General features: G+C 70.6%; 10 protein-coding genes. 5 read left to right on the top strand and 5 right to left on the bottom strand.

Annotated elements, in window-relative coordinates:
* Nucleotides 1–7: 7 nt before the first annotated feature.
* The 3 genes from ACZ7L6_RS18710 to ACZ7L6_RS18700 form a co-directional block, all read right to left on the bottom strand.
* Nucleotides 8–409, bottom strand: coding sequence for an SHOCT domain-containing protein (locus ACZ7L6_RS18710; RefSeq protein ID WP_471925137.1), 402 nt, complete (start codon nucleotides 407–409; stop codon nucleotides 8–10).
* An 89-nt stretch (nucleotides 410–498) separates the two neighbouring features.
* Nucleotides 499–1758 carry a hypothetical protein gene (locus ACZ7L6_RS18705; RefSeq protein ID WP_471925135.1) on the bottom strand — a complete coding sequence of 420 codons (1260 nt, stop codon included), beginning with the start codon at nucleotides 1756–1758 and terminating at the stop codon, nucleotides 499–501.
* Nucleotides 1759–1858: 100 nt separating this feature from the next.
* Nucleotides 1859–2278, bottom strand: a complete 420-nt coding sequence (locus ACZ7L6_RS18700) for a DUF7144 family membrane protein (protein ID WP_471925133.1) — start codon at nucleotides 2276–2278, stop codon at nucleotides 1859–1861.
* A 167-nt stretch (nucleotides 2279–2445) separates the two neighbouring features.
* On the opposite strand from ACZ7L6_RS18700, the gene ACZ7L6_RS18695 reads away from it, so the two are divergent.
* Entirely contained in the window at nucleotides 2446–3771 is a 1326-nt protein-coding gene (locus tag ACZ7L6_RS18695) for a cation:proton antiporter domain-containing protein (RefSeq protein ID WP_471925131.1), read from the top strand.
* 12 nt (nucleotides 3772–3783) lie between these two features.
* Here ACZ7L6_RS18695 and ACZ7L6_RS18690 read toward each other — a convergent pair whose 3' ends face one another.
* Nucleotides 3784–5220: a DUF2252 domain-containing protein gene (locus ACZ7L6_RS18690; RefSeq protein ID WP_471925129.1), complete on the bottom strand. Its 1437-nt coding sequence runs from the start codon at nucleotides 5218–5220 to the stop codon at nucleotides 3784–3786.
* A 143-nt stretch (nucleotides 5221–5363) separates the two neighbouring features.
* Nucleotides 5364–6452, bottom strand: coding sequence for an SCO2400 family protein (locus ACZ7L6_RS18685; RefSeq protein ID WP_471925127.1), 1089 nt, complete (start codon nucleotides 6450–6452; stop codon nucleotides 5364–5366).
* A 311-nt stretch (nucleotides 6453–6763) separates the two neighbouring features.
* Here ACZ7L6_RS18685 and ACZ7L6_RS18680 point away from each other — a divergent pair, with 311 nt between their 5' ends.
* From ACZ7L6_RS18680 to chvE, 4 genes are all read left to right on the top strand, one after another.
* Nucleotides 6764–7927, top strand: coding sequence for a mandelate racemase/muconate lactonizing enzyme family protein (locus tag ACZ7L6_RS18680; protein WP_471925125.1), 1164 nt, complete (start codon nucleotides 6764–6766; stop codon nucleotides 7925–7927).
* A complete protein-coding gene (locus ACZ7L6_RS18675; RefSeq protein WP_471925123.1) occupies nucleotides 7924–8928 on the top strand; it encodes a zinc-dependent alcohol dehydrogenase in 1005 nt (334 codons plus the stop codon). Before ACZ7L6_RS18680 ends, ACZ7L6_RS18675 begins: the two co-directional genes overlap by 4 nt.
* 123 nt (nucleotides 8929–9051) lie before the next feature.
* Nucleotides 9052–10014, top strand: coding sequence for a glycosyltransferase family protein (locus tag ACZ7L6_RS18670; protein ID WP_471925121.1), 963 nt, complete (start codon nucleotides 9052–9054; stop codon nucleotides 10012–10014).
* Nucleotides 10015–10157: 143 nt separating this feature from the next.
* Nucleotides 10158–11270 carry a multiple monosaccharide ABC transporter substrate-binding protein gene (gene chvE / locus ACZ7L6_RS18665; protein WP_471925119.1) on the top strand — a complete coding sequence of 371 codons (1113 nt, stop codon included), beginning with the start codon at nucleotides 10158–10160 and terminating at the stop codon, nucleotides 11268–11270.
* Nucleotides 11271–11278 lie beyond the last annotated feature (8 nt).

Raw genomic sequence — 11278 nt, 5'->3', positions numbered from 1 at the left:
CGGTGACTCAGCCGGTCAGGACCTTCGTCTTGGCCTGCTCGTACTCGGCGTCGGTGATGGCGCCCTTGTCATGCAGCGCGGCCAGCTTGCCCAGTTCATCGGCCTTGGCGCCCGGTGCCTTCGGGCCCGGCGCGGCGGCCTCCTGGACGTAGGCACGGAACGCCCGTTCACGGTCCTGGGCCTGGCGCAGCTCGCGCTCGCCCATCCCGCGCCCGCGGGCGATCAGGTAGACGAAGACGCCGAGGAACGGCAGCACGCACACCATCAGCGTCCAGCCCGCCTTCCCCCAGCCGCTGAGCGTGTCGTCACGGAAGACGTCCATGACCACGCGGACCAGCAGCATGATCCACATGATCCACAGGAAGAACCAGAGCATGGTGAGGAAGACGTCGAGCAGGGGGTAGTCCATGGTCGCCTCCGCTTGCCGGCCGCCGCGACGACCGCGCGGCCCGTAAGGTCCCGAGGCCTTCACGATGCGTCGGAGCGGTCCGTGCGGCATCACCCTTCACGGGTGGGCCGCTGCCTCGCCGTCTCGACCCGGCCGCCGGCCGCGAGCAGCGCCAGGATCGCCAGGACGGCGAGCAGGACGAGCACCAGCAGCAGGATCGTGAGCGCCGTGGGGTCGTTCCACAGCGCGAAGAAGAAAGCCAGGACCACCAGGGCGGACAGGGCGATCGACCGGCGGTAGGTCTGCGCCCACGCGCCCACCCGTCCGGCCCGGATCTCGTGCCCGTCGGCCCAGACCGCGACGGAGTCGGCGGTGCGGTCGGAGAAGCGGCGGATCGCCCCCGGCAGTCGGCCGGGGCCGACCAGATAGGCGCCGAGCGCGATCACGACGCCGAGCACGATCGCCGTGCGCAGGGCGGCCCGCAGGAAGCGCAGCAGGGTGTCGAAGACGGCCGCCGCGGCCGCGTCGGACTGCACGGCGGCCGGGAGATGGTCCAGGTAGTAGCGGCGCACCAGGACCAGGGCGACGGCCACCACGAGGCAGGCGAAGGCGGCGCCCAGCGCGGTCCGGGCCAGGGCGCGCCGCCGTCGGCGGGCCAGCAGCAGGCCGGCCGCGCCGATGACGACGGTGAGGACGGGCACCCAGTAGCCGACCACGTCCAGCAGGTGCGCGCCGTCGCGGATCTTCTCCAGCTCCTCGGACTGGAACAGCACCAGCTGCTTGTCGACTTCGGGGATCTTCTCGGCGGGCGACAGCCCGGCGTCGACGAGTTGCTGTTTCACCTCCTCGACGACCGTGCCGACATCGAGGGTGACCGTGCCGCCCTCGACCCCCACGGCACCCCGGCCCTCTCCGGTGAGGGCGTCCACGACGGCGCCGTGTGCCCGTTCGTTGGCGCTCTTCCACGTGGTGGCGAAGGCGTCGCTGTGCACGACCCGCGTGACGACCTTCGTCACCGCGCCGTCCACGGCCGAGTCGATCTGCGGCCCGAGCCCCCGTACGGCGGCCGTCGCCCGGGGCGGCAGCCCCTGGGAGCCCAGCCACTCGGCGAGCTCCGCGGCGGCCTGGTCGCCGTCGATGCGGACGTCCACGGCCTCCGAGATCCGGTGGACGGCCGCGTCCTGGACGGCCGGCTCGGTGGCCAGCGGAGCCACCGTCTTCACATACCGGTCCGTGTCGAGCGCGATGTCGTGGACCCACACCGTGATCAGTGCGACGGGCACGAGGATGCAGGTGACGACGATCAGCACCGCGGAAGCGGTGGCTCGGACGATGCGCACAGGGGCGGAGGGCTGGTGCGCGGCGCTCATACGGACTCCAGGTCGTCCAGGACCCCTCCCTCCCCTCCATTGCGTCCGCGCACCGCCGTGACGGCATGCCCGGCGGGCCCATACGGGCGAGCAGCGTCGCCTAATCGGCGAAGGTGTCCCGCTTCACCACGCACAACGCCCAGATGATGAACGCGTACATCGCGATCAGCGTGAGCGACCAGACCGGGTAGTACGGGATGGACAGGAAGTTGGCGATGATCAGCAGCGCCGCGATGCCGACGCCGACGACCCTCGCCCATGTCTTCGCCGCGAACAGGCCGAAGCTCACGACCACGGCGATCGCCCCGAACAGCAGGTGGATCCAGCCCCAGCTGGTCAGGTCGAACTTGAAGACGTAGTTGGGGGTGGAGACGTAGACGTCGTCCTCGGCGATCGCCATGATCCCCCGGAAGAGATCAAGGATCCCGGAGATGAACAGCATCACTCCGGCGAACAGCGTCAGGCCGGTGGCGGCGACCTGCGTCCTCTCGCGATGCTCGGGGCGAGCGGTGGTGGCCATGTCCGGCCTCCTTTCCTCACCGGGCCGCGGATGCAGCCGTACACCACCGAGCCTGATCCCCGAGGGCCGCGTCCGTCGTCACCCTCGAAGGGTGAGGACGCTGCGGCCGTCGCCCTGCTGCCATGAACCGAGGGGACCGGCTGCCAGGGTCTGAGGAGGGCGGCACGATGAGCGACGGTGCCTGGGCGGGACTGGCGTTGGCGGGTGTCACCGCCGCCTACGCCCTCGTCTCGCACCGGCTGGCGGCCACGCCCGTCACGTCGGCGATCGTGTTCACGGGCAGCGGCATCCTCATCGGTCCCGCCGTCCTCCACGTCGTCGACATCGAGCACTACGCCGCCCCGATCGTGGCCCTGATGGAGGCCGCGCTGACTCTGGTCCTGTTCACCGACGCCATGAGCGTCCAGCGGCACCACCTGGTCACGGGCGCCTTCCTGCCCGCTCGGCTGCTCGGCATCGGCGTCCCGCTGTGCATCGGCGCGGGCTGGCTGCTGGCATGGCCGCTGCTGCCCGGGCTGACCGTGTGGGAGCTGGCCCTGGTGGGGGTGATCCTCACGCCCACCGACGCGGCCGTGGGCCGGACCGCCATGTCCGACCCCGGTGTGCCGCCACTCGTCCGCCACGGTCTGAACATGGAGTGCGGTCTGAACGACGGTCTGGTCCTGCCGCTCTTCGTCGTCTTCGCGGCCACCGTCCCCGGCACCTCCTACGCGCAGGAAGGCGTCGCGGGTGCCCTCTGGCGCTCCCTCCTGCTCAGCAGCGCCTTGGGGCTGCTGGTCGGAAGCCTAGGCGGGCGGCTGCTGCGGGCGGCCCTGGCGCGTGGCTGGGTGGCCCGGGACTGGGGGCAGGTGTACGTGCTCGGCGTCGCCGTGTCTGCGTACGAACTGGCCGTCCTCACCGACGGCAGCGGCTTCATCGCGGCCTGGGCCGCCGGATTCGCCTTCGGACACATGGCGCGCAGCCACCCGACCGGCGCCAGACTGCAGGGCCCGGGCCACACACCCGACTTCGCCGAGAACCTCGGCAGGCTGTTGGCGTCGATGAGCCTGATGGTCTTCGGGGCGGTGCTGCTCGGCCCGGCGCTGCAGCACCTGACCTGGGAGATCGTCCTGTACGCCGCGCTGAGCGTGACGGTCGTGCGGATGCTCCCCGTGGCCGTCGCCCTGGCGGGAAGCGGGCTGCGGAAGCCGACGGTCGCGTACATCGGCTGGTTCGGGCTGCGGGGCCTGGTCTCCGTCGTCCTGGCGCTGCTGCTCGTAGAGGAGCATGCGCCGGGGGCGCAGACACTGGGGCGGGTGGTCGCCGTCACCGTCGGCCTCAGCATGCTGCTCCAGGGGGTCTCGTCGGTGGCGCTCGTCCAGCGGTACGGCCGCTGGTACGCGCGTACTGCCGCCGAGGCCGGTGGGCAGGAGCTGCGGGAGAGCGGGTCCGTGCCGGAGATGTCCGTGCCGGAGCGGGTCCGTGTCACTCCGTCGGATCGGTCCGGGCGGTGACGCGCCCCTCGTTCACCCCGTCGGATCGGTCCGGGCCGTGACGCGCCCGTCGTTCACCGCGTCGGCCAGTGCCTGGTGGTCGCGTTCGTTCTGGTCGGCGTAGGCCCGGGCGAACTCCGCCAGGGCGCGGTCGAAGGTGTCGCTCCGGCCGAGATAGGCGGCGATGGCGATGGGGTCGCCCGAGCGGGCGTGCGCCCGGGCCAGTGAGGCGCCGCACAGCCGGGCGAACAGCGCCAGGGTCCCGGGGTCCATGGTCTCGGGACGTGCGATGCCCTTCCAGTCCCGCAACTGCCGTACGTAGAAGTCGCGTTCACGGCCGTCGAGCCCGGTGACGTGCTGCCACCCGAGGAAGATGTCGCCGGCGGCCTGCATGAGCCGCTGCCCGGCCACCACCCGCTCGCCCTGGTTCTCGTACGGGCTCGCGCCGCAGTAGGGCGCGAGGACGGACTCGCCGGCCTCCTTGGCCTGCAGCAGGAGCGGGTCCTCCTCGTCGCGGCCGAGCAGCAGGATGATCCAGCAGCGGGTGCCGACACTGCCGACCCCGACGACCTTGCGTGCCATGTCGACCACGTGGAACCGGCTCAGCAGGTGCCGCCGCTCCGACGACAGGCTGTGCGCGTAGTCGGCGATCAGGGCCCGCAGGGTCTGTGCCAGTTCGTCGCCCTCCGTGCCGGGCAGCAGTTCCGCGAGGGGGGTGATCAAGGGGGGATCCGAGATGATCCGGGGGACGCCGTCCACCACGCGCGTCTGCTTCGCGGCGGCCTGCAGACCCGTCCGGGCACGGGCCTTCGCCGACGCGCGGGCGGCCCGCTGCTCGTCGTCCTCGCTCAGCGGCTCGGGCAGGAGTGCCGTGATCCGGTCGAAGTCGTCCCGCGCGTACCAGACGTCGAGGGTGCGCATGGCGGCGAACTCCCGCATACGCTCGCGGTACGCCTCCACTCCGGCGCGGACGAGGGTGTCGCACTCCTTCGCCGGGAAGGCATTGGCGCGGCCGGCGATCACCAGACTCGCGGCGAGCCGCTTGACGTCCCACTCGAAGGGGCCCGGCAGGGTTTCGTCGAAGTCGTTGATGTCGAAGACGAGATGGCGTTCCGGGGAGGCCAGGAGCCGGAAGTTCAGCAGGTGCGCGTCGCCGCACAGCTGGGCGTACAGCCCGGTGTGCGGGGCGGCGCCGAGGTCGGAGGCCATGATCGCCGCGGCTCCCCGGTAGAAGCGGAAGGGCGATTCGAGCATCCGGCCGTACCGGACGGGGACCAGTTCGGGGACGCGGGCGGCGGACTGTCGCTCGATGATGTCGACGGGGTCCGGCCGCTTCTCTTCGGGCTCATAGGCGGCGTGCGCGGAGCGCGGTACACGCGCGCGTGCCCTCTTGCCGAGTGCCGCGCGCTCGGCCGGGGAAAGGGTTCCGTCGTCCGTCGCGGGGAGCGGACCGTCGTGCAGCGTGGCCATGACCGGACCTCCTGCCCGCATGGTCACAGCGCCGCGCGCCCGCGGGATCACCCGGAACAGGTGAGGCGGGACGTCGAGATACCGGGCAGGTCAGGCCGGGCGTGGAGATTCGCGAAGGTGAACGGTTTACGTGCACCGCCGGCTCAGGTGCACCACCACAGGAACCGCTCGCACGTCTCCGACGGCGAGGGGTCCGGGGTCGGGACCGATGTGGTCGGTTCCTGGGTGGGTGCCGGGTTCTGCGGCTCGGACGTGGCGGTGGGAGCCGAGGTGGACGTGCCGGAGCCGCCGCTGCCGGCCGTCGCCGACGGGGCGTCCTCGTCGGGGGTCTTGTCCTCGCCCTTCTTCTTGTCGTCCTCGTCCTTCGGTGACTTCGAGGCCGAGGGAGACGTCGAGGGATCCGGCGACGGTGCCTCCGTCCGTGCCGTCCCGTCCGTCGCCTCCGGTGACGCCGACACCTCCTCCGCCGCCGCGCCCTCCGCCGACTCGTCCCCGGCCGCCGCGGGCTTCGGGTCCGCGCCCGGGGCGTCCATGCCCAGCTCGGCGAGGCTCAGACCGCCCGCGGCCAGCACGAACCCCGCGGCGACCAGCAGGGCCCGGCGACGCCGGCGGCGATGCGCGGCGGCCTTGCGATCGCGACGGCTCGTGCCCGCCGACCCGGACTCCTCGTCCAGGTCGCCGTCGTCTTCCTCGTCGTAGTCGTCGTAGTCGTCGTAGTCGTCGTACTCGTCGTGCCCAGCGTCTTCGGCGTACTCCGCGTGCTCGTCTGCGCCACGCCCCCGCCCTCGGCCACGCCGCTGCGCGGCCCTCCGCGCGGCCCGCCCGCCGACGGGCGCGGCCGACGCGACCTCGGCCTCCGCGGCCTCCGCGACGCCTGCGCCCTCCCCGGCGTCCGCCGGCTCTTCGGAGCCCCCGGCGCCGTAGCCCTCATCCTCGTAGCTCTGACCCTCGTAGCCCTGGCCCGCGTAGCCCGCGCCCTCATAGCCGCCGCTCCCGTACTGCCCCGGGTAGCCGCCGCCGTACTCCCCGCCCGCGTACTGCCCGTCGTACCCGCCGTAGGAGCCCTGAGCCCCCGCCGGGCCCGCAGCCGCCCCCACGGTCCGCTCGGCCATCTGCGGGTACGCCTCGCTGGGCGCGCCCGCGTACGCGCGGACATGTTCGACCGTGGCGCCGCAACCAGGGCAAGCGAGGGCGCCATTCAGGTGCCGTCGGCACGGGTGGCAGTAGTCCATGACGCGGGAAGACTAGGTTCCGCACGGGGACGGTTGATAGTCACAGCTGTGAAAGTTCTGTAGGGAACGACCTGTTCCGGCATGCCGAGTTGAGGGATATGCCAGGACACGCCAGACACGCCCCCTCCCTCCGCGACCCACTGTCCGAAATCCCTATCGAAAGCAGTGTCGAAACCGTTATGCGTTCGACCCATTGACACTCGCGCCGCCGCCTCCCTACTGTCACGTCAGCATTTCGAACGTGTGACGAAATTTCGAACACGCCGGGATGCACCAGAATTGAGCCGACGACGCAGCAAGGGGCAACTGCCGTGCGCATCACCGGAATCAGCACACACGTGGTCGGGACGCCGTGGCGCAACCTGACATACGTCCAGGTGCACACCGACGAGGGCATCACCGGAGTCGGCGAGACCCGGATGCTGGGCCACACCGACGCGCTGATCGGCTATCTGCGGGAGGCCGAGGCCAACCACATCCTCGGTTCCGACCCGTTCGCCGTGGAAGACCTCGTCCGCCGCATGAAGTACGGCGACTACGGGCGCGCCGGCGAGATCGTCATGTCCGGGATCGCCGTGATCGAGATGGCCTGCTGGGACATCAAGGGCAAGGCGCTCGGTGTGCCGGTCTGGCAGCTGCTCGGCGGCAAGGTCACCGACAAGGTCAAGGCGTACGCCAACGGCTGGTACACCACCGAGCGGACCCCGGAGGCGTACCACAAGGCCGCTCAGGGCGTCATGGAGCGCGGTTACAAGGCGCTGAAGATCGACCCCTTCGGCACCGGGCACTTCGAGCTCGACCACGAGCAGACCCTGTACGCCGTCTCCCTCATCGAGGCCGTCCGCGACGCCATCGGCCCGGACGCCGAGCTGATGCTGGAGATGCACGGCCGCTTCTCCCCCGCCACCGCCGTCCGGCTCGCGCGCGAACTCGCCCCCTTCAAGCCCGCCTGGCTGGAGGAGCCCTGCCCGCCGGAGAACCTGAAGGCGCTGGAGAAGGTCGCCGCCAAGGTCGACATCCCGGTCGCGACCGGCGAGCGGATTCACGATCGCATCGAGTTCCGTGAGCTCTTCGAGAGCCAGGCCGTCGACATCATCCAACCCGACGTCGGCCACATCGGCGGCATCTGGGAGACGCGCAAGCTGGCCGCGACCGCCGAGACCCACTACATGCTCGTCGCTCCCCACAACGTCGGTGGCTCCGTCCTCACCGCCGCCTCTCTCCAGGTCGGCTTCACCTCGCCGAACTTCAAGATCCTGGAGCACTTCAACGACTTCGCCGACGCGGAGATCAAGAAGGTCGTCAAGGGCGCCCCGCAGGTGAATCCGGAAGACGGCTGCTTCCACCTCTCCGACGCCCCCGGTCTCGGTGTCGAGTTCGACGCCGACGCCGCCGCCGAGTTCCCGCAGCAGCAGGCCCGCTTCGACCTGTGGGCCGAGGGCTGGGAGCAGCGCAAGCCCAAGGGCACGAAGTGAGCGGCGCCGTCGTCATCGAGGCGCCCGGCGAGCACCGGCTCACCGAGCACACGCCGCGTGAGCCGGCCGCCGGGGAGGCCCTCGTCCGCGTCCACGCGGTCGGCATCTGCGGCAGCGATCGGGAGGTGTACCAGGGCAACCGGCCCGAGGGATACGTCCGCTACCCGCTCACGCCCGGCCATGAGTGGTCCGGGACCGTGCAGGCGGTCGGCGCCGGGGTGCCGGACTCGCTCGTCGGCCGCAAGGTCGTCGGTGAGGGCTTCCGCAACTGCCAGGTCTGCGACCGTTGCCACGCCGGTGAGACCACGCTGTGCACCGCCGGGTACGAGGAGACCGGGTTCACCCAGCCCGGCGCCATGGCCACCACGCTCACGCTGCCGGCCCGGCTGCTGCACGTCCTGCCGGACGACGCGGACCTGACCGCCGCCGCCCTGCTGGAGCCGGCCGCCTGTATCGCGGCCGCCGCGATCAAGGCGAACGCGCTGCCGGGTGAGCGGGTGGCGGTGGTCGGCACCGGGACGCTCGGGATGTTCGCCGTTCAGTTCCTGAAGGCTGGCTCGCCGGCCGAGCTGCTCGTCGTCGGCACCCGCAGCGACAGGGAGCAGCTGTCGCGGCAGTACGGCGCCACGGACTTCCGTACCAAGGACCAGGAGCTTCCCGACGACTTCGACGTCGTCATCGAGACCGCCGGGTCAGCCGACGCCGCACGCACCTCGGCCGCCCTGCTCAGGCGCGGCGGGCGGCTGGTCCTGACCGGGATCCCGGCGCCGGGTGCGCACGGGCTGGACCCCACGGATCTCGTCGTACGGCAGCTGGAGGTGCACACCGTCTTCGGGGCGCCGCCGGATGCCTGGGCGCACACGGTGCGCGTGTTCGGGGCCGGGTTGCTCGATCCGCTGCCGCTGGTCACGCACGAGCTGCCGCTGGAGGAGTTCCCGCAGGCGATCGAGCTCGTCGGGTCCGGTGATCCGAAGGTGGGCAAGGTGCTCCTCCGTCCCTGAGGGACCCCTCAGCCGTACGCCGGTACGGGGGCAACCTGACGGCTCCCGTACCGGCGTACACCCAAGCCACCCACACCCTGAGCCGCGAACCTCGTCCGAAATCTCGAACACGAAGGACAGCTTGTGACCGACGCTTCCGCAGCCCGCCGACCCGGCGAGCAGGCGCTCGCCGCCCTCGGCCTGGGCGCGCCCGACCTCTCCCCCGCCGACGCCTCGCCCCATACCTTCCCGGGCGGCGGCCGCTGGCGCACCGAGATCCCCTCGTGCGAGGGTCCCGAAGCGCTGGCCGTCGTCCTGAAGGAAGCCTCGCGACTCGACGTGCCGATCCACCGGATCAGTCAGGGCAGCGGTATCTGGATGCTCACCGACGCCGAGATCACCGAGATGGTCGAGGCGACCGGCGAGCGTGACATCGAGCTCTGCCTGTTCACCGGCCCGCGCGGCACCTGGGACATCGGCGGGTCCACGCGCACCGACTCGCGGGGGGCCGGACTGCGCGCCCGGGGCCACGACGCCGTCGCCGGATGCGTCGAAGACGCGGTGCGGGCAACGGAGTTGGGCGTCAAGTGCCTGCTCGTCGCCGACGAGGGCGTGCTGTGGACGCTGCACCGGGCACGGGCCGCCGGGATCATCCCGGCCGACACGACGCTCAAGGTGAGCGCGCTGATCGGCCCCGTCAACCCGGCCGCGTACGCGGTGTACGAGCAGCTGGGCGCCGACTCGGTCAATGTGCCCAGCGATCTGACGCTCGATCACCTCACCGAGATCCGGCGGGTGTCCGGCGCCCCCATGGACATGTACATCGAGGCCCCGGACGACCTCGGCGGCTACATCCGGATGTACGAGGTCGCCGAGCTGATCCGGCGCGGCGCACCGCTTTACCTGAAGTTCGGTCTGTCCAAGGCCCCCGGCATCTACCCGTACGGCAACCACATGCGGGACCTGACGCTGGCCACCGCCAAGGAACGCGTCCGGCGCGGCCGGCTCGCCCTGGACCTCCTCGCACGGCACGGAGCCGGCGGCGACATGGCGCCTCTCGGTTCACGGCTGCCCGGGACGCTGAAGCGGTTCGAAATTCCCGCATAACGTTCCGGACAAAACCCCTTCACAAAAGAAGACGCAGTCGAACACAATCCCACACACCCTCGGTCGATCCGCACACCGCCCTTCGTCAGGCGTCTTCGCACCGCCAGACCGAGCCCGCCCCACACACATCAAGGATGATGATCATGCGTACTCGCAGAGCCGCACTCGCCGCCATAGCCGGAGCCGCCTCCCTCGCCCTGACCCTGTCCGCCTGCGGCCAGAACAGTGAGGGCGGCAGCAACGAGGACAAGGGCAGCGCCAAGGGCGGCACGATCGGTATCGCGATGCCGACCAAGTCCTCCGAGCGCTGGATCGCCGACGGCAAGAACGTCGTCAAGGACCTCGAGGCCAAGGGCTACAAGACCAAGCTGGTCTACGGCGAGGACGACCCCGACCAGCAGGTCGCCCAGATCGAGAACCTGATCACGCAGGGTGTCAAGGGCCTGATCATCGCGGCCATCGACAACAAGTCGCTGAACAACGTGCTGCAGCAGGCGAAGGACGCGGACATCCCCGTCATCGCCTACGACCGTCTGATCCTCGGCACGCCGAACGTCGACTACTACGCGTCGTTCGACAACGAGAAGGTCGGCGAGCTGCAGGCCGGCTACCTCGTCGAGAAGCTCGGCCTGAAGGACGGCTCCAAGAAGGGCCCGTTCAACATCGAGCTGTTCGCCGGCTCCAACGACGACAACAACACGAAGTACTTCTTCGGCGGCGCGATGAAGGTCCTGCAGCCGTACATCGACAAGAAGCAGCTCGTCGTCAAGTCCGGCCAGACCAAGCTCACCCAGGTCACCACCCTGCGCTGGGACGGCGCCACCGCCCAGAAGCGCATGGAGGACATCCTCACGTCCACCTACAAGAGCGGCCGGGTCGACGCCGTGCTCTCGCCGTACGACGGCATCTCCATCGGCATCATCGCCGCGCTGAAGTCGGACGGCTACGGCTCCGCCAGCAAGCCGCTGCCGGTCATCAGCGGCCAGGACGCCGAGCTCGCCTCGGTGAAGTCGATCATCGCGGGCCAGCAGACGCAGACCGTCTACAAGGACACCCGTGAGCTGGCCAAGGTCGCCGGAAACATGGTCGACGCGGTCCTCAACGGCAAGAAGCCCGAGGTCAACGACACCAAGACCTACGACAACGGCGCCAAGGTCGTGCCGGCCTACCTGCTGCAGCCGGTCAGCGTCGACAAGAGCAACTACGAGAAGGTCCTCGTGGGCGGCGGCTACTACACCGCGGACGAGCTCAAGTAACCGTCGGC

The sequence above is a fragment of the Streptomyces sp. NPDC107522 genome, from assembly GCF_055657525.1.
The sequence above is the reverse complement of the archived record's forward strand: the minus strand, read 5'-3'. Positions and strand labels throughout refer to the sequence as shown.